This window comes from Pseudomonas sp. GV071 (genome assembly GCF_003050835.1).
Lineage (GTDB): Bacteria > Pseudomonadota > Gammaproteobacteria > Pseudomonadales > Pseudomonadaceae > Aquipseudomonas.
The window spans coordinates 195668-219329 of the sequence record NZ_QAOJ01000005.1 but is presented as its reverse complement, the minus strand read 5'-3'; the positions used below and the strand labels follow the sequence as shown (position 1 = coordinate 219329).

At 62.2% G+C, this 23662-nt stretch carries 13 protein-coding genes; 4 read left to right on the top strand and 9 right to left on the bottom strand.

The features are described 5' to 3' along the window. Positions 1 to 57 precede the first annotated feature (57 nt). The 3 genes from mscK to C8K61_RS11475 form a co-directional block, all read right to left on the bottom strand. Entirely contained in the window at positions 58 to 3393 is a 3336-nt protein-coding gene (gene mscK / locus C8K61_RS11485; RefSeq protein ID WP_108096396.1) for a mechanosensitive channel MscK, read from the bottom strand. 34 nt (positions 3394 to 3427) lie between these two features. After that, positions 3428 to 5173 (bottom strand): potassium/proton antiporter, encoded by a 1746-nt coding sequence (locus C8K61_RS11480; protein ID WP_108096395.1) that lies wholly within the window; start codon positions 5171 to 5173, stop codon positions 3428 to 3430. Between the two features lie 240 nt (positions 5174 to 5413). Then, entirely contained in the window at positions 5414 to 7216 is a 1803-nt protein-coding gene (locus tag C8K61_RS11475) for an acyl-CoA dehydrogenase (protein WP_108096394.1), read from the bottom strand. A 176-nt stretch (positions 7217 to 7392) separates the two neighbouring features. On the opposite strand from C8K61_RS11475, the gene C8K61_RS11470 reads away from it, so the two are divergent. Then, complete coding sequence (locus tag C8K61_RS11470; RefSeq protein ID WP_108096393.1) at positions 7393 to 8229, top strand: 23S rRNA (adenine(2030)-N(6))-methyltransferase RlmJ; 837 nt, start codon at positions 7393 to 7395, stop codon at positions 8227 to 8229. 77 nt (positions 8230 to 8306) lie between these two features. On the opposite strand, the gene C8K61_RS11465 is transcribed toward C8K61_RS11470, so the two are convergent. The 4 genes from C8K61_RS11465 to C8K61_RS11450 form a co-directional block, all read right to left on the bottom strand. Continuing rightward, positions 8307 to 9572: an HD-GYP domain-containing protein gene (locus C8K61_RS11465; RefSeq protein ID WP_108096392.1), complete on the bottom strand. Its 1266-nt coding sequence runs from the start codon at positions 9570 to 9572 to the stop codon at positions 8307 to 8309. Between the two features lie 85 nt (positions 9573 to 9657). After that, on the bottom strand, positions 9658 to 10677 hold the full coding sequence (locus tag C8K61_RS11460; RefSeq protein ID WP_108096391.1) for a TRAP transporter substrate-binding protein: 1020 nt from the start codon (positions 10675 to 10677) through the stop codon (positions 9658 to 9660). Between the two features lie 175 nt (positions 10678 to 10852). After that, entirely contained in the window at positions 10853 to 11497 is a 645-nt protein-coding gene (gene msrA / locus C8K61_RS11455) for a peptide-methionine (S)-S-oxide reductase MsrA (protein ID WP_108096390.1), read from the bottom strand. Positions 11498 to 11580: 83 nt separating this feature from the next. Continuing rightward, positions 11581 to 14277, bottom strand: coding sequence for a bifunctional diguanylate cyclase/phosphodiesterase (locus tag C8K61_RS11450; RefSeq protein WP_108096389.1), 2697 nt, complete (start codon positions 14275 to 14277; stop codon positions 11581 to 11583). Positions 14278 to 14396: 119 nt separating this feature from the next. Here C8K61_RS11450 and C8K61_RS11445 point away from each other — a divergent pair, with 119 nt between their 5' ends. Beyond that, entirely contained in the window at positions 14397 to 14876 is a 480-nt protein-coding gene (locus C8K61_RS11445; protein ID WP_108096388.1) for a hypothetical protein, read from the top strand. Positions 14877 to 15101: 225 nt separating this feature from the next. Here C8K61_RS11445 and aceF read toward each other — a convergent pair whose 3' ends face one another. Both aceF and aceE read right to left on the bottom strand, forming a co-directional pair. Next, positions 15102 to 16748: a dihydrolipoyllysine-residue acetyltransferase gene (gene aceF / locus C8K61_RS11440; RefSeq protein ID WP_108096387.1), complete on the bottom strand. Its 1647-nt coding sequence runs from the start codon at positions 16746 to 16748 to the stop codon at positions 15102 to 15104. 12 nt (positions 16749 to 16760) lie between these two features. After that, positions 16761 to 19406, bottom strand: coding sequence for a pyruvate dehydrogenase (acetyl-transferring), homodimeric type (gene aceE / locus C8K61_RS11435; RefSeq protein ID WP_108096386.1), 2646 nt, complete (start codon positions 19404 to 19406; stop codon positions 16761 to 16763). Between the two features lie 254 nt (positions 19407 to 19660). Here aceE and glnE point away from each other — a divergent pair, with 254 nt between their 5' ends. Both glnE and C8K61_RS11425 read left to right on the top strand, forming a co-directional pair. After that, the gene (gene glnE / locus C8K61_RS11430) at positions 19661 to 22594 is read left to right on the top strand and encodes a bifunctional [glutamate--ammonia ligase]-adenylyl-L-tyrosine phosphorylase/[glutamate--ammonia-ligase] adenylyltransferase (protein ID WP_108096385.1); all 2934 of its coding nucleotides are present in this window, start codon (positions 19661 to 19663) and stop codon (positions 22592 to 22594) included. Positions 22595 to 22673: 79 nt separating this feature from the next. Continuing rightward, on the top strand, positions 22674 to 23597 hold the full coding sequence (locus tag C8K61_RS11425; protein WP_108096384.1) for a branched-chain amino acid transaminase: 924 nt from the start codon (positions 22674 to 22676) through the stop codon (positions 23595 to 23597). The last annotated feature ends 65 nt before the right edge of the window (positions 23598 to 23662 follow it).

The following is a 23662-nucleotide window of genomic DNA, read 5'->3' as shown; positions in this document are numbered from 1 at the left end:
AGGGCGTGCTGTGCGCAGCATGGCACCAAGCGGTGTTTATGGTGCGCGGAGCACACCCTACGGGGCCGGTGTTTCGGATTGGAGCTCTGTGGACAACTTCTGCTCCTGCCCATCCCGATTGGCGAGGAAAATTTCCATCTTCGGCGTGCTGCTGGAGTTGATGTCGTTGGCGCGGAACAACTGGTCGATGCGCCGGTTCAGCTCATCGGTGGCCGGGCCACGGTCGCCCAGTTCGCGCACATAGATCTTCAGTTCGTGGTCCAGGGTGCTGGCGCCATAGGAGGTCAGTTGCACCGTCGGTGCCGGGTCGCGCAGCACGCGGGAGTTTTCCTGGGTGGCCTGCATCATCAACTTGCGCACCAGCTCCAGGTCGGTGCCGCGCTGCACATTGAAGGTCAGCACGATGCGGGTGATGGTGTCGGTCAGCGTCCAGTTGATCAACTGGCTGGTGAGGATGGTTTGGTTCGGCACGATTACCGCTTTGCGGTCGCCATCGGTGATGTGCGTGGCGCGAATGCGGATCCGGTTGACGGTGCCGGTCACCGTGCCGATGGTCACCAGGTCGCCGATCCGTACCGGGCGCTCGAACAGCAGAATGATCCCGGAAATGAAGTTGGCGAAGATCGCCTGCATGCCGAAACCGATACCTACCGACAGCGCGGCCACCAGCCATTGCAGCTTGTCCCAACTGACCCCGAGGGTCGACAGGGTGCTGACGATACCGATGCCGGCAATCGCGTAAGACAGCAGCGTGGTGGTGGCATACGCGCTGCCTTGCGCCAGCGACAGGCGCGACAGCACCAACACTTCCAGCAAACCCGGCAGGTTGTTCGCCAGGGCAATGGTGACGCCGATGATCAGCAGCGCCCCAAGCACGTCCATCAGGCTGATCGGCACCTGGGTGGCGGTGGCGCCGGTGCCGGAGGCGTATTGGTAGAGGGTGACGTTGTCGAGGTACGCGAACACGCTGATCAGGTCGGCCCACACCCAGTACAGGCAGCCAATGAAACCGGCCAGCAACGCCAGACGGATCAGGCGCAGGGACTGCTGGTTGACCTGGTCGATATCCAGGGTCGGGCTTTCCACCGGCACTTCATCGCCGTCGACATTTTCCTTGGCCTGCGCCTGGCGTTTGGCCAGGGCGCGGGCATAGGCCAGGCGCCTTGCGGCAACCGCCAGACCACGGACGAAGGTGGCCTCGATAATCAGCCAGACGATCAGCAGGTAGAGGGTGTTGATCAGTCGGTCGGTAAGCTTCAGCGAGGTGTAGTAGTAGCCGAACCCCACCGCGATGATCAGCGCGAATGGCAGCAGGGTGAACGCGGCGCCCACCACCAGGCGGAACGGTGAAGCATGTTCGCGCAGCTGTTCGCCCAGCAGCAGTTTGCCTAGCAACCAGGTCATCAGGCAGAAGCAGGTGAGGACGATGACGATGCCGATCACGTCTTCGGCCAGGGCCGCCGGTTGCTGCTCGGCGACGCTCACCACCGCGACCAGTGCCATCACCACCAGGCCGAGGTTGCGAACTTTTTTGCTAAGGAAATCCACTTGCGCACGGGGCCAGCGGAAGTGCAGTTCGGCCACGCCACCGGGGGCGAGAATCCGGTACAGGGTGTAGAACACCAGCCAGGCCTGGGCCATTTCCAGCAGCGCCAGACCCAGCGCGGCGTTCTGCCCGCGGGCGTCGGCGCGCAACGCCAGGCCGCCAAGGGCCAGCAGCAGCGACACCGGCAGGGCCAGAAGAATATTCAGCAGCAGCGCCAGGGGCGTGTGCAACTGGCTGTCGCGCTTGTAATGACCGATGTCGTCATGCAGCTCGCCGAGCTTGCGGTAGATGGTGCTGCGCTGCCAGATCAGCAGGCCGCTGACCAAGGCCAGCGGCAGGAAGAACCACGGCCGTTCACCGAGGGCTTCGATCAGTTGCTTGAGGCCGGCGCCCCAGGGCAGATCGGACATCTGGCTTTCCAGATAACGCGGGGCAACGCGCACCCAGGACAGGTCCAGCGGCTTGTTGCTGGGAATCCAGAACATCTGTTCTTCCAGCGTGGCGCGCAGGGCCTTGGCAGTGGCTTGCAGTTGCTTCTGGTTGAGCTGCAGGGTGATCGATTCATTGAGCAGGGCGTTGAGTTCGCGGCTCAGGCGTTCGAGCAATTCACTGCGGGTGTTGGCCAGGTCGAGCAGGGTGCGGCGCAGTTCCGGGGTCACCTGCTCGGCCGGTTGCTGGGCCAGCAGGCTGTCGACGTAGGCTTGCGGGCTGCTGTACTGGTCGCGGCTCTGGTCGAGGTTGAACTGGTACAGGCGGATGTCGGCAATCTCGTCGGCCAGGTCCTTGTTCATCGACAGGTGTGGCAGCGATTGCTTCTGCTGGTAGAGGATCTTCGACAGCAGCAGGCTGCCTTTGAGTACGTTGATCTGTTCTTCCAGGGACTGGTCGGCCTGGTTGACGCTGTCCAGCTGCTGTTTGGTCAGCAGGTTCTCTTTGGTCAGGTCATTGAGGCGGTCGGTGGCCCGCAGCAGGTAGTCGGAGAGCTTGAGGTTCTGCGCGCTTTCCAGCGCCACCACACTGTCGGAGCCGGCGTTCTGCGCTTCCTTGGAGAGTTCTACCAGGGTCTTTTCCGACTGCGCCCGGCGTTTTTCGCTGATCAGGGTTTGCAGGTCGTTGCTGTTCTGTTCGGCGCGGGCGATGCGCTCCACCAGCAGGTCGCGCTGGCCATTGCCCAGGTCCTGCAGCAGGTTGTTGCCCGCCAGTTCGGCGCGGCGCAGGGCAATTTTGGCGGTCAGCGCCGCTTGCTCGGCATTCAACTGATCGCGGCGCTCGGGAATCAGCGGCTTGTTGGCTTCCTTGCCAACCTTGAGCAGGTTGCCGATTTCCTGCACGCGGGTCTGGCCGCTGCTGATTTCCGCTTGCGCGCGCTCCGGCCGGGTTTGCGCAGTGAGGATGTCGCTATTGGCCTCGGCCAGGGCTTTTTGCCAGTCGCTGAGCTGGGTGCTGAGGTCGGTGAGTTTCTGTTCCAGCTGCGGAATGGTCAGCGCACCGTAGCGCTGGCGGAACGACTCGGGTTGGCTGGCTTTGAGCTTGGTCAGTTCGCGCTGGTTGTCGGCGGTGAGCTTCGGCGCTTCAGCGAGTTTCTGCTTGAGCTGGGTCAGGCTGGTTTCGGCACTGCTTTTTTCCGCCAGCAGGGCCAGGGTATTTTCCAGCATCTGCTTGATGTTGGCGGCGTCGGTTTCGGCCAGCTTGCGCGCGGCCAGGCCATCCAGGTTGCGCTGCACATCGGCGCTGGCCGGTGGCTCGGCGGCGTGCAGTGACGGAACAATAAGGGCAAGGCCAAGCAGGCTGGCCGTAACCCATTTGCTGATAAATCGGGAACGGAGCGAATACGGGAACAGAGACATGGTCGCCAATCGTGCGGCTCGGGAAGCGAGCAGTTTAGAGGAACAAGCCAGGGCCGGGGCGGCTGCCTTCGGGGAATTTGACGCCGACCTTGCGGATCTTGTTCCCTTCCATGGCGGCAACTGTCCAGGTCAGGCCATTCCACTCCACCTGGTCGCCAATAACCGGCTCGCCGCCGATCTCGTGAGAGATGAAGCGGCCCAGCGGCATCGTGCCGTCGACATCGCCGACCTTGAGCCCGTACAGCGCGGCAATGGCGCTGAGTTCTGCATCGCCTTCGAGCACGAAGTCGCCGAAGAAACGCAGATCCAGGCCGCGTTTTGGCGCCTGGCTGAACAGTTTGCCGAGGGCCGGCAGGTCGTGTTCGTGGCCGACCACGCAGAGCATGTCGCCGGCTTCCAGGGTGGTACTACCGGATGGGTGGAGCAGCTCGGTGCCGCGGAACAGTGCGGCGATGCGCGTGCCCTCGGGCATGTTCAGCTCGCGCAGGGCGGCGCCGATGCACCATTTTTCCGCGCCAAGACGGTAGACGAACAGCTCCCACTGGCTGGTGGGGTGCACTTCCAGGCCTGCGCGGGAAATCGGCGCCGGCTCCGGCGGTACGGTCACCCGCAGCCACTTGGCCACCCACGGCAGGCTGGTGCCCTGCACCACGAGGGAGACCAGCACGATAAAGAACGCCAGGTTGAAGTACAGCTGCGCGTGTTCCAGGCCGGCCATCAGCGGGAACACCGCGAGAATGATCGGCACCGCCCCGCGCAGGCCGACCCAGGCGATAAAGACTTTTTCCCGGTCATGGAAGGCCTTGAACGGAAACAGGCCGACGGCCACCGACAGCGGCCGCGCGATCAGGATCATCCACAGTGCCAGGGCCAGCGCCGGCAGGGCGATGGGCAGCAGGTCATGGGGCGTGACCAATAGGCCGAGGACCAGGAACATGCCGATCTGCGCCAGCCAGGCCAGGCCGTCGAGCATGTGCAGAATGCCGTGGCGCGAGCGAATGGCCTTGTTGCCCAGCACCAGGCCGCACAGGTACACGGCGAGAATGCCGCTGCCATGCAGGGCGTTGGTCAGGGCGAAGGTCAGCAGACCGCCACTGACCACCAGCAACGGGTACAGGCCGTGGGCCAGGTGAATGCGGTTGACCAGCTTGAGAATTACCCAGCCGCCGCCCAGGCCAACCACTGCGCCGATGCCGAATTCACGCAGCAGGTGCAGCAACAGGCCGAAGCCGAATTCGTCCTGACCGCTGGCCAGCATGTCGATCAAGGTAACGGTGAGAAACACTGCCATGGGGTCGTTGCTACCGGACTCGATTTCCAGGGTAGCGTTTACCCGCTCGTTCAGGCCCTTGCCGCCCAGCAGCGAGAACACTGCCGCGGCGTCGGTGGAGCCAACGATGGCGCCGACCAGCAGGCCCTGCATCAGGTTGAGGTTGAACAGCCAGGCGGCGGCCATGCCGGTCAGGCCGGTGGTGATCAGTACGCCCACCGTGGCCATCGACAGCGCCGGCGACAGCGCCACGCGGAAACTGGACACCCGGGTGCGCAAGCCGCCGTCCAGCAGGATCACTGCCAGGGCCAGGTTGCCCACGAGGTAAGAAAGGGGGTAGTTGCTGAAGCCGATACCGCCAGGGCCATCGACGCCGGCGATCATGCCGACCGCGAGGATGATCACCAGAATAGGGATGCCCAGACGCGAAGAAAGCGAGCTCACCAGAATGCTCGCGCCCACCAGCAATGCGCCGATCAGGAACAGGCTATTGATGGCGGTGGCATCCAAAGGCGGAACTCCAGGCAGAAGCGATAGATCGAAAATGACATATAGCATGCAGCAGGCATGCCAGACGATTCTAACCCGCGTTTTCCTGCGCCTGTCAAAAAAATGCCCCGCGTGTGGGCGGGGCATGGTTTTGGTGTCGAACTCGATCCTGTGGGACGGGCTTTAGCCGCGAAGCTTTTGATTTAAAAGATCAAGGACATCGCGGCTGAAGCCCCTCCCACAAGGACTCGCGTTTGTGGTTTAGAACCACGCATCCTGCATGGCCAAACAGGTATCGTCCTTGGCCTCGAGAATCGCCAGGTCGTGGTGCATGCTCGGCACTTCCCAGGTCAGGAAGTAGCGCGCGGCCTGCAGTTTGCCGGTGTAGAAATCGTGGTCCTGGGCGTTGCCCTTGGCCAGCCCTTCTTCGGCGCGAATCGCCTGTTCCAGCCAACGCCAGCCGATCACCATGTGGCCGAACACTTTCAGGTACAGCGCCGAGTTGGCCAGGCTTTCGTTGACCTTGCCCTGCATCAGGTCACCCAGCAGGCCCAGGGTCACGGTGGAGAGGCGGGCGAGCAAATGTTCCAGCGGTTCACGCAGGGCATTCAGCGACTCATGGGCCTCGGCACGCTGGCAGCAGCCTTGCACCAGTTTCACCAGTTGCTTGAGCGCCGCGCCGCCATTCATCGACACCTTGCGCCCCAGCAGGTCGAGGGACTGGATGCCGTAGGTGCCTTCGTGAATCGGGTTCAGGCGGTTGTCGCGGTAGTACTGCTCCACCGGGTATTCGCGGGTGTAGCCGTGGCCGCCGAGAATCTGGATGGCCAGTTCGTTGGCTTTGAGGCAGTAGTCCGATGGCCAGGATTTAACGATCGGGGTCAGCAGGTCGAGCAGTTCCAGAGTCGACTTGCGTTCTTCTTCGGTCGCCAGGGTCTGGGTGTCGTCGAACAGGCGCGCGGCGTACAGGGCCAGGTCGAACGAGCCTTCTACATAGGCTTTCTGGGTTAGCAGCATGCGGCGCACGTCGGCGTGTTCGATGATTGCCACTTGCGCGGTGGTTGGGTCCTTGCCATCCGGCAGGCGACCTTGCGGACGCTGACGGGCGTAGTCCAGCGAGTACAGGTAGCCGGCGTAGCCGAGCATCACCGCGCCCATGCCGACGCCAATGCGCGCCTCGTTCATCATCTGGAACATGTACGACAGGCCAGCGTGCGGTTTGCCCACCAGGTAGCCCACGCACTCACCGTTATCGCCGAAGTTCAGCGCGGTGGAGGTGGTGCCGCGCCAGCCCATCTTGTGGAACAGGCCGGCCAGGATCACGTCGTTGCGCTTGCCGAGCGAGCCGTCATCGTTGACCAGGAACTTGGGCACGATAAACAGCGAAATACCTTTCACCCCAGGCGGGGCGTCCGGCAGCTTGGCCAGCACCATGTGCACGATGTTTTCCGACAGTGGGTGGTCGCCGCCAGAGATAAAGATCTTGTTGCCCTTGATCCGGTAGCTGCCATCGCCCGCCGGTTCGGCACGGGTGCGCAGGTCGGACAGGGAGGAGCCGGCGTGGGGTTCGGTGAGGGCCATGGTGCCGAAGAAACGGCCTTCGATCATCGGCTGCAGGAAGCGCTGTTTCTGCTCCTCGTTACCGAAGCTCTCGATCAGGTTGGCCGCGCCCATGGTCAGGAACGGGTAAGAGGTGGTGGCGGCGTTGGCCGACTGGAAGTGACAGAAGCACGCCTGCGACAGCAGGGTCGGCAATTGCATGCCGCCAGCTTCGAAGTCGCGCGAGGCATTTAGAAAGCCGGCTTCGAGGAAGGCGTCGACTGCCGGTTTCACTTCCGGAATCAGTACTGCTGCGCCGTCGACGAACTGCGGTTCGTTTTCGTCGTTCTTGCGGCAATGCGGGGCAAACAGGTTTTCGGCGATGCTGCGGGCGGTGTCGATGGCGGCGTCGAAGGTTTCGCGGCTGTGCTCGGCGAAACGCTCGCGTTGGATCAGGGCTTCGGCATCCAGCACTTCATAGAGCTCGAAGGCCAGGTTACGGGAGCTGAGCAGAGTCTCGGACATGCGGCTTACCTGTTTATGGTGGGCAGTAAAAAACAACGTTACCGGAGTCTATTGCGGGCAAGCGGCAGCGCCTAGCTTCATACAGGCGAGTGATAAAGCTGCAAAACCCAGTCGCCATGGCAGCCGGGCGGGCTGGTAAACTGCGCCGCCGAAGCAGCGCCCGAGGACCTTGCCCGATGAACTACCGTCACGCCTTCCACGCCGGCAACCATGCCGACGTGCTCAAACACCTGATCATCAGCCGCATCATTGCCCTGCTGGCGCGCAAGGAAGCCCCGTTCGTATGCCTGGACAGCCACGCGGGCCTGGGCCTCTACGACCTCAAGGGCGACGAAGCGAGTCGCACCGGTGAATGGCTGGAAGGCATCGCCCGCCTGTGGGACGCCGACGACCTGCCGGCCAGTACCGACGACTATTTCGGCGTGCTGAAGGCGATGAACCCGGACGGCGATCTGCGTTACTACCCAGGCTCCCCCGAGCTGGCGCGGCAGCTGACCCGTGACCAGGACCGCGTACTGCTCAACGAAAAACACCCGCAAGACGGCCAACTGCTGAAAGAAAACATGCGCGGCGACCGCCGGGTGGCCGTGCACCTGGGCGAAGGTTGGCACGTGCCGCGGGCCCTGTTGCCGGTGGCCGAGAAACGCGCGCTGCTGCTGATCGACCCACCATTCGAGCAAAGCGACGAACTGGACCGCTGCATCACCGCGCTGAACGAAAGCATCAGCCGCATGCGCCAGACCATCGTCGCCATCTGGTACCCGATCAAGGATGAGCGCCAGCTCAAGCGCTTCTACCAGGGCCTGAGCAAATCCAGCGCACCGAAACTGCTGCGCGCCGAACTGTTCGTCCACAACCCGGACGACGCCACGCGCCTGACCGGCTCCGGCCTGGTGATCGCCAATGCGCCGTGGGGTTTGGAAGATGAACTGAAAGAACTGCTGCCCTGGCTGGCCAAAAACCTCGCGCAAAGCGAAGGCAATTGGCGCCTGGATTGGTTGATCGCCGAGTAGGTTCTTGTAGGGTGTGCTCCGCGCACCAAGCGATTCATGGTTGATCGCAACGGTGCGCGGAACACACCCTACAAGGGCTATTTCGGGCGCTTTGGGTCTACGTAATACGTCAACTGCTGCCGCGGGTTCAGGTAGTCGCGCGCTGCTTCATCCAGCTCGGACGCGCGCACGCTGCGGGCAATCGCCAGTTCCGGTTCCTGCTCCAGGTTGACGATCAGCGCCTCGCTCTTGGGAATGCTCGCTTCATACAGAATCAGCGTCGGCTTCAGCGGCAGGGTCGGGTGCATGCCCAATACCAGGCCGAAACGGCCGTCCTGCAACTGCACCAGACTGCCTGGCGGATACACGCCCATGCAGCGGATAAAGGCTTTCAGCGCCACCTGGTCGAAACGTTCCTTGTGCTGGTTGAACATCCGCGCCAGGGCTTCGTGGGGGCTGATGGCCTCGCGCGGGTTGTGCGGGTTGCACAGGTTGTCGAAGTGGTTGGTGATGCACACCACACGGCTCAGGCGGCCGATGGCGGCTTCGTGCAGTTGGTTGGGGTAACCGCTGCCGTCGCAGTATTCGTGGTGCTCGTAGATGATCCGCAGCACCTCGTCATCGAGCATCAGCTTCAGCCCACGGCGCCGGCCAAACTCCGGGTGCATGTGCAGGAACTGGGTTTCCGGGCGGTTCAGCGGTTCGGTTTTCAGCAGCACCTTGCTCGGCACGTCCATCTTGCCCATGTCATGCAGCAACGCGCCGAGCCCCAGGGTGTGGCAGGCCTCGCTGTCGTAGCCGAGCTGACGGCCGAGCATCATCGACAGCACGGTGACGTTCAGGGCATGGGAGTAAGCGTCTTCGGCGGCCTTGCCGTTGATGCTGTGCAGCACCACACCGTCCTCGGCCATCATCGTGCCGACCAGTTCGCGCACCACTTCGCCGGCCTGTTTCAGCACATCTTCCGGGGCGCGGTGAAGGGTCTGGGTGAGCTCTTTGACCATCTGGCTGGTGTGGATGAACTTGCGGTCCACCTCGGCCAGGCGTTTGCGCAGCTTGCTCAGCTTTACCGCGCGGGCTTGCGCCGCCAGCTCTTCTGCAGAGGGCGGGGCGGGTTGCGGTTTGGCTTCTTCGACGATCGCTGGCGGAAGCTCGTCCGGGTGCGGCAAGGGTTGGCAGTCGCTGCGCGCGGGGTCGTAGCGCACCCGCGGTAAACCCAGTTCGAGCAGGGCGTCGAGTTGGGCCTGGTCTTTGATCTTGAAGCTGTTGAAGGCGAAGTCGTGCTCCCACCAACCCAAGTCGAGTTGGACGAACAGCCCCACGCAGAGCTGTTCGGGCGCGATGTAGTGTTTGGAGTCAGGCATGCAGGGACTTAGGCCGATGTCGGTGATGCCTAAGTCTAGCCTGCCTTTTGTGCGGGTAGCAGCCGGTCTAATGGCTAACGGCCAGCTATTGTTTGCCGGCGTTCTTGCGGTTGACCTGTTCGGCGGCGTGGATGATGTCGCTGCCAATCACGCTTTCATACTGTTTCCACACCGGTTGCATGGCTGCGCGCCAGGCGCTGCGCTCTTGCTCGGTGAGGCTGATCAGGTGGGTTTTGCCCTGGCTCAACTGCTGGCGGGCGGCGATGTTCTGCTGCTCGGCGGCGTTGTTCACGGCGAAGGTCACCTCTTCGATGATGCCTTCCAGTTCGGTACGGGTGGCGTGGGGAATGGCGTACCAGAACTTGGTGTTGGTCACCAGCATGTAGTCGAGCACGCCGTGGTTGGTTTCCGTCATGTACGGCTGCACCGGGGCGTATTTCTGACTGTAGAGGTTCGACCAGGTGTTCTCGGTGCCTTGCACCTTGCCGTCCTGCAGGGCTTGCAGGGTGGCGGCGAACGGCAGTTTCACCGGCGTCGCGCCAAGGGCGGTGAACTGGCTTTCGATCACGGGCGAGGGCTGGATGCGGAAGGCCAGGCCTTTGGCATCGGCTGGGTTGTTCAGCGCCTTGGTGGCCGACAGCTGTTTCATGCCGTTGTGCCAATAGGCCAGACCGGTGATGTTGTGTTTCTGCATGCCGGTAAGCAACTGACGGCCTTTGGCACGCTGCTGGAAGCGGTTGACGGCGTCGAGGTCGTCGAACAGGAACGGCAGGTCGAAAATCTGCAGTTGCTGGTTGTACTCACCGAACTTGGCCAGTGACGGTGCCAGGATCTGCACGTTGTCATCGCGCAGGGCCTGCAGCTCATCGGCGTCACCGTACAGGCTGGAGTTGGGGTAGATCTCGACGGTGACCTTGCCGGCCAGGCGTTCCTCGGCGAGCTTTTTGAACAGCAGGGCGCCTTGGCCCTTGGGCGTGTCTTCGGCGACGACGTGGGAAAACTTGATCACGATGGGGGCGTCGTCAGCCAGTACCACACCGGCAAAACTCAACAACGCGGCAAAACCTACAACCAGGCGGCAACGCCCGAGGTGGGAAGTGTTCATGCAGACTCTCTCTTTTTATAGACGCTTCCGGTGCGGCCACTTTGCAAACCGGGTGCGGCATGACTAGCTGGCAGAGAGTCATCCTACAACGTGTTGTATGACAGCCGAACTTAGACGTTAGCAAGGCGTGAACCGGTCGTTGGTTGTAGGCGCCAACGACCGGTTTTCAGGCCATTTACAGCAGGCAAACCCCGGTGCCGCCCAACCCGCAATAGCCGTTCGGGTTCTTGGCCAGGTACTGCTGGTGGTAGGCCTCGGCGTAGTAGAAGGCCGGCGCTTCGATGATTTCCGTGGTGATGGCGCCGAAACCGGCAGCCTCCAGTTGTTTCTGGAACGTGGCCTGACTGGTCAGCGCGGCATCCAGTTGCGCCGGGCTGGTGGCGTAGATGGCCGAGCGGTACTGGCTGCCGACGTCATTGCCCTGGCGCATGCCCTGGGTCGGGTTGTGTGCTTCCCAGAACACTTTCAACAGCGCGTCGTAGCTGGTCACTTTCGGGTCGAACACCACCATCACCACTTCGCTGTGGCCGGTCAGGCCCGAGCAGGTTTCATCGTAGGTGGGGTTGGGCGTGTGGCCGCCGGCATAACCGACTGCGGTGCTGTACACGCCAGGCTGTTGCCAGAAGCGCCGTTCGGCGCCCCAGAAACAACCGAGACCGAAAATCGCGGTTTCCAGGCCGGCCGGGAACGGGCCCTGCAGCGGGTTGCCGTTGACGAAATGCTGCTCCGGCACCGGCATCGGGCTTTCACGGCCGGGCAGGGCTTGCTCGGCGGTAGGCAGGTCGAGCTTGTGGGCGAGAATTTGCGAACGCAGCACCATGGCAGGCTCCTTGGTTAACAGATGGGATTTTGCAGTTCTGGCGTCTGTGTAGAGTGTTTACCCGCGCAGACGTTACAGGCAATTCAACTGGCCGGGCGGCAGGGGTAGCGCCGCAGGCTTTCCAGCAGGTCGCGGCCGGCAATCGGCCGGTCGAACAGGTAGCCCTGGCCGATATCGCATTTGTGCCGCCGCAGGAAACTCAACTGGGCGGCGTTTTCGATGCCCTCGGCTACCACCTTCAGCTTGAGGTTGTGGGCCATGGCGATCACCGCCGAGGTGATTTCCATGTCGTCCTGATTGTCCGGGATGTCCTTGATGAAGCTGCGATCGATCTTGATCACATCAATGGGGAATTTCTTCAGGTAGCTAAGGGACGAGTAACCGGTGCCGAAGTCGTCCATGGCCAGGGTCAGGCCCAGGCTCTTCAGGCGATTGAGCTGTTGGCGGGTGTCGTCGGTGGCTTCCAGCAGCAAGCTTTCAGTCAGCTCAAGCTCGAGCAGGTGCGGCGGCAGCATTTCTTCCTGGAGGATATCGGCGATCGAGCCGACCAGGTCGGGGTCGGAGAACTGCTTGGGCGACAGGTTGATCGCCACCTGAATATCGCCCAGGCCGAGGGCGGTCAGCTGCTTGCTCATGCGGCAGGCCTGGCGCGCCACCCATTTGCCGATGGGGATGATCAGGCCGGTGTCTTCGGCCACGCTGATGAACTGATCCGGGTTGATCATGCCCTTTTCCGGATGGTTCCAACGCAGCAGCGCCTCCATGCCGGTGAGGTGGCCGCTGCGCAGGTCGAGCTTGGGCTGGTAGAACACCTCCAGCTCGTTCTGGGTCAGGGCGCGGCGCAGGTTGTTTTCCACGAACAGCTTGTAGTTGGCCTCGGCGTTCAGTGCCTCGGTGAACACCTGCACCTGGTGTTTGCCGTTGGCCTTGGCTTTGTGCAGCGCCAGGCCCGCGTGTTTCATCAGGGTGTGCGAGTCCTCGCCATGCAGCGGCGCACAGGCCAGGCCCACCGAGCCGGTGACGCTGATCAGCTGGTTGTCGACGAACAGCGGTTTATCCAGGGTTTGCAGAATCTGCCCGGCAATGCGCTGGCCTTCGGCGACGTCGCAGTTGTCCAACAGCACGGCGAATTCGTTACTGGCAAAGCGCGCCAGGCTGTTGTTGGCATTCAGGCTGTTGCGCAGACGGCGGGCCAGGCTCATCAGCAGCTTGTCGCCGGTCTGGTGGCCGAGGCTGTCGTTGATCCGCTTGAAGTTGTCGATGTCCACCAGCAGCAGGCTGGTGGGCTGCTCACTGTTGCCGGAAAAACGTTCTTCCATGCTGCGGATAAACGCTGGCCGGTTACCCAGGCGGGTGAGGTTGTCGGTGTAGGCCAGGCGCTCGATGCGCTGCTGGGCCAGCTTGGTCTGGGTGATGTCTTCGTAAATGCCGATGTAGTGAGTCAGCTCGCCGTCGGCCCCGTACACCTTGGAAATCGACAGGTGCCCCCAGTACGGTTCCAGGCTCTTGCGCCGACTGCGGAACTCACCGTGCCAGCTGTTCTGCTGGGCCAGGTTGGAGTGGGCGTCGAACAGCAGGTCGCTGAGGTTGGCCAGGGCGGGCAGGTCGGACAGGCGCCGGCCTTGCACTTCTTCCGGGCTGAACAGGGTGATGGCGGTGAAGCTCGGGTTGACGTATTCGACGATGCCTTCGCGGTCGATCAGCAGAAAGGCGCTGGCGCTCTGCTCGACGGCGCGGCGGAACAGTTGCAACTCGCTGCTGGCGCTGCGCCGTTGCTGGTTGACCATGGCGTGGGCGAACTGGTCGGCCAACTCGCCGGCAAAGGCGATTTCATCGGCCTGCCAGACCCGCTCGTTGCCGACATGTTCCAGGCACAGCACTGCCACCACTTCGCCGGCCACCCGCACGCTGGCATCCAGCATGGCGGTAACGCCACGGGGCAGCAGGTGGGTTTCGGCCAGCTCACGGGTGCGCGGATCGCGCATGGCGCTGTGGGCGTCAATGGCGCGGCCGCTGTGCAGGGCGGCAAGGTAGTGCGGGTATTTGCTGGCGTTGATCGGTGCTGGCAGTTCGTGCTGGCCGATGTCGGTGCTGTACATGGTGATCGGGTCGAGCTGCTCGGCGCGCAGGTGCCAGAGGCTGGCGCGGGCGACGTTGAACGTCTCGCAGGCGGCCTTGGTGATCAGTTGCGCGGCCTCGAACACTTGGTTGTCGGAGCTGTAGCGATGGCGCGCCAGGCGCACGATCATGCTCTGCTGCGCGCGGCTGCGGACCAGGTGCTGCAGGTGTTCTTCCTGGGAGCGTTGATAGAGTTCGAGGGAGGCTTGCAGGCGGTTGTTCTGGATTTGCAGTTCGGACTGTTGCGGCTGACGGTCGGGGAACACCGGTTCGTCTGCTGGCAATAGATAGCCGCGTAATAGCTGTCGTCCGTGTTGCTTGAAGGCTTCGCCCAGCTCCACCAGGTGCAGGATGCCGTTGGGCGTGTGCAGCTTGTAGTGCACTTTATAGTGCGGGCTGTCTTTGAGTTGCAGTTGAATGGTGTCGTGCAACTGGTAGCGCTGTTCTGGCTCCATCAGGCTGGCATAGGGCGATCCGATCAGCCCGCACAGCTCGCCCGCCGCGAGGCCCAATTGGGCTTCGCAGGAGGCATCGAGAAACAGCAGGGTCCAGCTCGCCTCATTAAGCCGCTCGAAACGCAACATGCCGAGCCGCGAGGGCACTGGCAACTGCGTCACAACCTCGACCGCCGGACGGCTGGCGGCATCGGTATGGCTTTTCATCGGGAGACTCGCTTCCAGTATGCTGAACGAGTGGCTCGGGGCCACTTCAACGGTAAGGGTGCATCATGCGAACAAGACTGACAAGGCGGCTGGGAATTTTGCCTGCAATCGCCTCCTTAATGCTGACAGCGTCTGCCTTGCAGGCGGCAGAACCGGGGGCCGAGTTGAGCGGCGCCGAGCAGGCACGCTACCTCAACGAACTCAAGCACCTGTACCTCACCAGCGACGAGCGCCAGGCCTTGCTGGCGCAGAGCAACGAGCTGCTCGACACCTACGCCGTGCGCGCGGCCTTCCAGGTCGGCCAGGCGGAGCGTCGTGATCAGGTGTATCAGCTTAGCGTCGGGGCGCCGGGCGAGCTGCTGATCCAGCAGAAAACCCGCGAAGCCGAAGGGGTGAATGTCGCCGTGCGCAACCAGCGTCTGGAAGTGTTCGGTGTCGACCCCTACATCAAATACGACTGCCCGCCGACCGAGCAGGTGTGTGTACTGAAGAACCCGCAGGATGGCAGCCCGTGGCTGACTATTCGCCGGGATCACCAGGGCGCGGCGGAGTTGGCCAAGGCGCTGTCGTTCCTGCTGCGCAATCTGCAGAAGGGCTGAACTTCTTCCGGACACACCGTCGTCCCAGCGCAGGCTGGGACCCAGGATCTTCAGTCGATTTGCGTCTCTCGTCCTATCCGAGACTCTGGATCCCAGCCTGCGCTGGGATGACGGATGTTTTGTTCCAGTGATTGTTTTCCCCTCAAAAAACACGCAAAAAAAACCCCGCCAGAGGCGGGGCTGAGGTACGAGCGTGGCATGCCCGAAATATGAAGCGCTAAAGCCTTACAGCAGCATGGTGCGGATATCGCCCAGTACGTCGCTCAGACGTTTGGTGAAACGGGCGGCAGCAGCACCATTGATCACGCGGTGATCGTAGGACAGGGACAACGGCAGCATCAGTTTGGGCTGGAACGCTTTACCGTCCCAGACTGGCTGCATGGTCGCCTTGGAAACCCCGAGGATCGCCACTTCCGGCGCGTTGACGATCGGCGTGAAGCCGGTGCCGCCAATGTGGCCGAGGCTGGAAATGGTGAAGCAGGCGCCTTGCATGGCGTCGGCCGAGAGCTTCTTGGTGCGCGCTTTTTCCGCCAGTTCGGCGGCTTCGGCAGCCAGTTGCAGCAAGCTCTTCTTGTCTACGTCCTTGATCACAGGCACCAGCAGACCGTCCGGGGTGTCCACGGCAAAGCCGATGTTCACGTACTTCTTGCGGATGATTGCTTTGCCCGACGGCGCCAACGAACTGTTGAAGTCCGGCAGTTCCTTGAGCAGGTAGGCGCACGCCTTGAGCAGCAGCGGCAGCACGGTGAGTTTCACGCCGGCTTTCTCGGCCACGGCTTTCTGCGCAATGCGGAAGGCTTCCAGCTCGGTGATATCGGCCGAATCGAACTGAGTCACGTGCGGCACGTTGAGCCAACTGCGGTGCAGGTTGGCGGCGCCCACTTGCATCAGGCGGGTCATCGGCACTTCTTCAATTTCACCAAAGCGGCTGAAATCGACTTCCGGAACCGGCGGAATGCCTGCACCACCGGTAGCGCCGGCGGCCGGTGCTTCCTTGGCCTTCTGCATCATGGCTTTGACGTAAACCTGCACGTCTTCTTTCAGCACCCGACCATGCGGGCCGCTGGCGGTCACCGCGCTCAATTCGACACCAAACTCACGGGCCAGTTGGCGTACTGCCGGGCCAGCATGGGTTTTGGCGCCGTCTTTGGCCGGAGCGGCGGGCGCAGCTGGTGCGGCCTCCGCTTTAGCCGGTGCGGCAGCCGCTGCTGGCGCGGCTTCAGCCTTGGCGGCGGGGGCGGCCGGCGCTGCTGCAGGAGCAGGGGCGGCAGCCGGTGCGCTACCGGCCACTTTCAGTTTCAGGATCAGGTCGCCGGTGCCGACTTCGTCGTCCAGCTTCACGCTCAGGCTTTCCACTACGCCGGCAGCCGGCGAGGGGATTTCCATGCTGGCCTTGTCGGACTCTAGCACCAGCAGCGATTGGTCGGCCTCTACCGTGTCACCGACCTTTACCAGCAGTTCGATGATCTTGGCTTTGCCCGACGAACCAATATCCGGCACGTGGATGTCTTGCACCGAACTGGTGGCTGCCGCAGCCGGAGCCGCCACAGGTGCCGGTTCAGTAGCTTTGGCCGGTTCAGCAGCAGGCGCGGCCTCGGCTTTGGCGGCTGGCTCGGCAGCGGCAGGGGCTGCTTCAGCACCATCCACTTCCAGCTCCAGCAGCTCATCACCTTCTTTCAGGCGATCGCCGAGTTTGACCTTCAGGCTTTTCACCACGCCGGCTTTCGGCGCGGGGATTTCCATGCTGGCTTTGTCCGACTCGAGGGTCAGCAGGCTTTGATCGGCTTCAATCCGATCGCCCACTTTCACCATCAATTCGATGACTTCGCCCTCACCGCTGCCAATGTCGGGTACGCGGATTAATTCACTCATTTAAGCGCTCCCTTAGCAGTCCAGTGGGTTACGTTTTTCTGGGTTGATGCCGAACTTGACGATGGCTTCTGCCACCACTTTCGGTTCGATATCACCACGGTCAGCCAGGGCTTCCAGCGCGGCCAATACCACGAAGTGACGGTCCACTTCGAAGAAGTGACGCAGCTTCTTGCGGCTGTCGCTACGGCCGAAACCGTCGGTGCCCAACACTTTGTATTCCTTGACCGGTACCCACTGACGAATCTGTTCAGCGAACAGCTTCATATAGTCGGTAGAGGCGATGACCGGACCTTTACGGCCGCTCAGGCACTCTTCGACGTAGGTTTGCTTCGGCTTCTGACCCGGGTGCAGGCGGTTGCTGCGTTCCACGGCCAGGCCGTCACGGCGCAGTTCGTTGAAGCTGGTGACGCTCCAGACATCGGCGCTGACGTTGAACTCGTCACGCAGAATCTTCGCTGCTTCACGCACTTCGCGCAGGATGGTGCCCGAACCCAGCAGTTGCACGTGGTGCGCCGAGTCGCGCTTGTCTTCTTCGAGCAGGTACATGCCCTTGACGATGCCTTCCTCGACACCGGCCGGAATGGCTGGCTGGGCGTAGGACTCGTTCATCACGGTGATGTAGTAGAAGACGTCCTGTTGCTCTTCGGTCATCTTCTTCATGCCGTCCTGAATGATCACCGCCAGCTCATAGCCGTAGGTGGGGTCATAGGTACGGCAGTTAGGGATGGTGGCAGCCAGCATGTGGCTGTGACCGTCTTCGTGCTGCAGGCCTTCACCGTTGAGGGTGGTGCGCCCGGCAGTACCGCCGATCAGGAAACCACGGGTGCGGCTGTCGCCAGCGGCCCAGGCCAGGTCGCCAATACGCTGGAAGCCGAACATCGAATAAAAGATGTAGAACGGCAGCATTGGCTGGTTGTGGCTGGAGTACGAGGTACCGGCAGCAATGAACGACGACATGGCGCCGGCTTCGTTGATGCCTTCTTCGAGAATCTGGCCCTTCTTGTCTTCGCGGTAGAACATCACCTGGTCTTTATCCACCGGCTCGTAGAGCTGGCCGACCGAGGAGTAGATACCGAGCTGACGGAACATGCCTTCCATACCGAAGGTACGGGCTTCGTCCGGAATGATCGGGACGATGCGCTGGCCGATTTCCTTGTCCTTGACCAGCTGCGAAAGGATCCGCACGAAGGCCATGGTGGTGGAGATTTCGCGGTCGCCGCTGCCGTCCAGAATCGCCTTGAGGCTTTCCAGTGGCGGGGTCGGAATGCTGAAGCTCTTGGCCCGACGCTGTGGCACGAAACCGCCCAGGGCGCTGCGGCGCTCGCTGAGGTAACGGGCTTCGGCGCTGCCTTCTTCGGGTTTGAAGAACGGCAGGTTTTCCAGCTCTTCGTCTTTCACTGGAATGTCGAAACGGTCGCGGAATTTCTTCAGGCTGTCGACATCGACTTTCTTGGTGTTGTGCGCGGTGTTCTTCGCTTCGCCGGCACCGGTGCCATAACCCTTGATGGTCTTGGCCAGAATGACGGTCGGCTGCTCTTTATGGTTGACCGCCTGGTGGTAGGCCGCATAGACCTTGTACGGGTCGTGGCCGCCGCGGTTGAGCTTCCAGATTTCGTCGTCGGACAGATCGGCAACCATCGCCTTGAGTTCTGGCGAGTTGAAGAAGTGTTCACGCACGAACGCGCCGTCTTTGGCTTTGTAGTTCTGGTACTCGCCGTCGATGACTTCGTCCATCCGGCGTTGCAGGATGCCGTCGGTGTCTTTGGCCAGCAGCGGGTCCCAGAAGCGGCCCCAGACCACCTTGTTGACGTTCCACTGTGCACCGCGGAACACGCCTTCGAGTTCCTGGATAATCTTGCCGTTACCACGCACCGGGCCGTCGAGGCGCTGCAGGTTGCAGTTGATGACGAAGATCAGGTTGTCGAGTTTTTCGCGGCCAGCCAGGGAAATGGCGCCGAGGGATTCCGGCTCGTCGCACTCGCCGTCGCCCATGAAACACCAGACTTTCTGCTTGCCAGCCGGGATGAAACCACGGCTTTCCAGGTACTTCATGAAGCGTGCCTGGTAGATCGCCTGGATCGGGCCGAGGCCCATCGACACAGTAGGGAACTGCCAGAAGTCAGGCATCAGCCACGGGTGCGGATACGAGGAAAGGCCGTTGCCGTCCACTTCCTGGCGGAAATTGTTCATCTGGTCTTCGCTGATGCGCCCTTCCATGAAGGCGCGGGCATAGACGCCTGGCGAGGCGTGGCCCTGGAAGTAGATGAGGTCGCCGCCGTGTTCGTCGGTCGGTGCCTGGAAGAAATAGTTGAAGCCAATGTCGTACAGGGTGGCGCTGGAGGCGAAGCTGGAGATGTGGCCACCCAGGTCCGAGTCGCGCAGGTTGGTGCGCATCACCATCGCCAGGGCGTTCCAACGTACCAACGAGCGAATGCGGCGTTCCATGAACAGGTCGCCAGGCATGCGTGCTTCGTGGGTGACGGGGATGGTGTTGCGGTACGGCGTGGTGATGGCGTAGGGCAGTTGCGCACCGCTGCGGGTGGCGAGTTCGCCCATACGGGTCATCAGGTAATGAGCACGGTCTTCACCTTCACGGTCGAGGACGGATTCAAGCGCGTCCAGCCATTCCTGGGTTTCGACGGGATCGAGGTCTTGCATGGCTTGCTCCATGGCGGAAAGGCTTCCAGAATCGAAAACCTTGTGTTCGTTGCCGGCCTTATGGGCGGGCACGTAAATTCTTGGATTTACCGGAGGTAGGACCGGCCGCGTGTAGTTTTACTACAAATCGACGGAGGTTTCAGCCCTTGAGACACAATCTTTCGTAGTAAAACTACATTGTGTACACATTAGAACGAAAAAATCGCGACAATCCGGGGCTTCCAGCGGTTTGTACGCCGATCACAGGATAGATCATGAATTTGCCTCCGCTCGTCGAGTTGCCAGCTGCCCTCAAGCCTTTCGTCCAGCGTGGCGAGCAATCGTTCCGTGCCTCGCTGGGCGGTATCACAAGCCAATTCGATGCGTGGCCGACCGAGCGCATTGAAGCTTTCAGGCGTGTTATCGGCGCCAGCGATTTCGTCAGCGAACAAGCTGTCCGCGATCCGCAGGCGCTCCTGGCGTTGGCCGCCAGCGGCGAGCTGGAGCGGCAGCTGCAAGAGGGCGAGTTGCGCCAGCAAATGGCCGACGCACTGGCCGAGTGCACCGATGAAGCCCAGTTGGGCCACGTGCTGCGCCGTCTGCGCAACCGCCAGCAAGTGCGGATTATCTGGCGTGATGTCAGTCGTCAGGCGGACCTGGCGCAAACCTGCAAAGATCTTTCCGATCTGGCCGACGCCAGTATCGACCTCACCTATCAGTGGTTGTACCCGCGGCACTGCGAACAGTTCGGTACGCCTATCGGACGGCGCACTGGCGAAGCTCAGCATATGGTGGTGCTGGGCATGGGCAAGCTGGGGGCGGTGGAGCTCAACCTGTCTTCCGATATCGACCTGATTTTCGCCTACCCCGAGGGGGGGGAAACCGAAGGGGTGAAGCGCTCGCTGGATAACCAGGAGTTCTTCATCAAGCTCGGCCAGCGGCTGATCAAGGCGCTGGACGCGATCACCGTCGAGGGCTTCGTGTTCCGCGTCGATATGCGCCTGCGCCCCTATGGCTCGGCCGGTTCTCTGGTGTTCAGCTTCAACGCGCTGGAGCAGTACTACCAGGACCAGGGCCGCGACTGGGAACGTTACGCCATGATCAAGGCGCGGGTGGTCGGCGGCGATCAGGCCGCCGGCGCGCAGCTTCTGGATATGTTGCGCCCGTTCGTTTACCGCCGTTACCTCGATTTCTCCGCCATCGAAGCCCTGCGCGCGATGAAGCTGTTGATTCAGCAGGAAGTGCGGCGCAAGGGCATGGCCGACAACATCAAACTCGGCTCCGGCGGCATCCGTGAGGTGGAGTTCATCGCCCAGGCGTTCCAGCTGATTCACGGTGGCCGTGACCTCAGCCTGCAGCAGCGGCCGCTATTAAAGGTGCTGAAAACCCTGGAGGGGCAGGGCTACCTGCCGCCGGCTGTGGTCGCCGAAATGCGCGACGGCTATGAATTTCTGCGTTACACCGAACACGCCATCCAGGCCATCGCCGACCGCCAGACGCAGATGCTGCCGGACAATGACGACGAGCGCGCTCGCGTCGCCTTCATCATGGGCTTTGATACCTGGGCAGCCTTCCATGAGCGCCTGATGTATTGGCGTGGGCGCATCGAATGGCACTTCCGCCAAGTGATCGCCGACCCAGATGAAGACGAAAACGGTGAAGCCGATCTGTGCGTCGGCAGCGAATGGCTGCCGCTTTGGGAAGATGCGCTGGACGAAGAAAGCGCCTGCCGGCAACTGGCCGACGCCGGCTTTGCCGACGCGCAATCGGCCTGGCAGCGCCTGGCCGGTCTGCGCAGCGGCAACCAGGTGCGCGCTATGCAGCGTCTTGGCCGGGAACGCCTGGACGCCTTTATTCCGCGGCTGCTGGCGCAGGCGGTGGAGCATGAAAACCCCGATCTGGTGCTGGAGCGCGTGCTGCCGCTGATCGAAGCGGTGGCGCGTCGCTCGGCCTACCTGGTGCTGCTCACCGAGAACCCTGGCGCTTTGCAGCAACTGCTGACCCTGTGTGCCGCCAGCCCATGGATTGCCGAGCAGATCAGCCGCTTCCCACTGCTGCTGGACGAACTACTCAACGAAGGTCGTCTGTTCAAGCCGCCGTTGGCGCCGGAGCTGGCTGCCGAGCTGCGCGAGCGCCTGACGCGGATTCCCGAAGACGACCTGGAACAACAGATGGAGGCCTTGCGCCACTTCAAGCTGGCCCACCGGTTGCGAGTGGCAGCGTCGGAAATCTCCGGGGCCTTGCCGTTGATGAAGGTCAGCGACTACCTGACCTGGCTGGCCGAGGCCATTCTCGATCAGGTGCTGGCCCTGGCCTGGCGCCACACCGTGGCCAAGCACGGCACCCCGCAACGCGCCGATGGTGGCTTGTGCGACCCGGACTTCATCATTGTCGGCTACGGCAAGGTCGGCGGCATCGAACTGGGCCATGGCTCCGACCTCGACCTGGTGTTTATCCACGACGGCGACCCGCAGGCCGAAACCGATGGCGCCAAGCCCATCGACGGCGCGCAGTTCTTCAATCGCCTGGGGCAGCGGATCATTCACCTGCTGACCGCGCAGACCAACTCTGGCCAGCTGTATGAAGTCGACATGCGCCTGCGTCCATCCGGCGCGGCGGGCTTGTTGGTCAGCTCGCTGGGCGCCTTCGAGCGCTATCAAGAGAACGAAGCCTGGACCTGGGAACACCAGGCGCTGGTGCGGGCGCGGGTGCTGGTGGGCAGCGAGCGGGTCGGCGCGGCCTTCGAAGGTGTGCGGGCCAAGGTGCTGGGTAAACCCCGGGAGCTGGACAAGCTGCGCGCCGAAGTCAGCGAGATGCGCGCCAAGATGCGCGACAACCTTGGCAGCAAGCAGACCGCCGCCGGCACCGGGCAAAATGCCTTCGAAGCCGCAGCGCCGTTCGATCTCAAGCAGGACGCCGGAGGTATCGTCGATATTGAATTTATGGTGCAATACGCGGCCTTGGCTTGGTCTGGCGCGTATCCGCCGCTGTTGCAGTACACCGACAACATTCGCATTCTGGAAGGCCTGGAACGCCTGGGCTTGATGCCCGCGGCCGATGCCACCCTGCTGCAGGAGGTCTACAAGGCCTACCGTTCCGCCTCGCACCGCCTGGCCTTGCAAAAGCAACCGGGCACGGTCAGCGGCGAGCAGTTCCAGAATGAACGCCAGGAAGTGATGCGCATCTGGCGCGAACTGGGGCTCAGTTGAACGCCCCAAGCGATACGAACGAACTCAAGCAACCCCGAACAAGCAACCCTACTGAAGCAAGTTTCTGAGGAGCTGAACGATGTCGATGGCCGATCGTGATGGTGTGATTTGGTATGACGGCGAGCTGGTGCAATGGCGCGACGCAACCACCCACGTGCTGACCCATACCCTGCATTACGGCATGGGTGTTTTCGAAGGCGTCCGCGCTTACAACACCCCGCAGGGCACCTCGATTTTCCGCCTGCAAGCGCACACCGACCGCCTGTTCGATTCGGCTCACATCATGAACATGAAGATGCCGTTCACTAAAGAACAGATCAACGAAGCCACCCGTGCGGCGGTGCGTGAAAACAACCTCGAAAGCGCTTACATCCGCCCGATGGTGTTCTACGGGTCTGAAGCCATGGGCATCCGCGCTGACAGCCTGAAAGTGCACGTGATCGTTGCTGCCTGGCACTGGGGCGCGTACATGGGCGACGAAGCCCTGCAAAAAGGCATCAAGGTGCGCACCAGCTCCTTCACCCGCCACCACGTCAACATTTCCATGACCCGCGCCAAGGCCAACGGCAACTACATCAACTCGATGCTGGCGTTGCAGGAAGCGGTCTCCGCCGGTGCCGACGAGGCCATGCTGCTCGACCCGGAAGGCTACGTGGCCGAAGGTTCCGGCGAGAACATCTTCCTGATCAAAGACGGCGTGCTCTACACCCCTGAAGTCACCTCGTGCCTGAACGGCATCACCCGCAGCACCGTGCTGACCCTGGCCGGTGAACTGGGTATTCCGGTGGTGGAAAAACGCATCACCCGCGACGAGGTGTACATCGCCGACGAAGCGTTCTTCACCGGTACCGCCGCTGAAGTGACGCCGATCCGCGAAGTGGACGGGCGCAGCATCGGGATCGGCAGCCGTGGCCCGGTCACCGAAAAACTGCAGAAAGCCTATTTCGATCTGGTGACTGGCCAGACCAGCGCGCACGCCGAATGGCGCACCGCGGTCAAGTAAGCAACAGGTCACCGCAACACCGACAACAGAGCAATTGGCAGTGACAGGGAGGCTTAAGGGCCTCC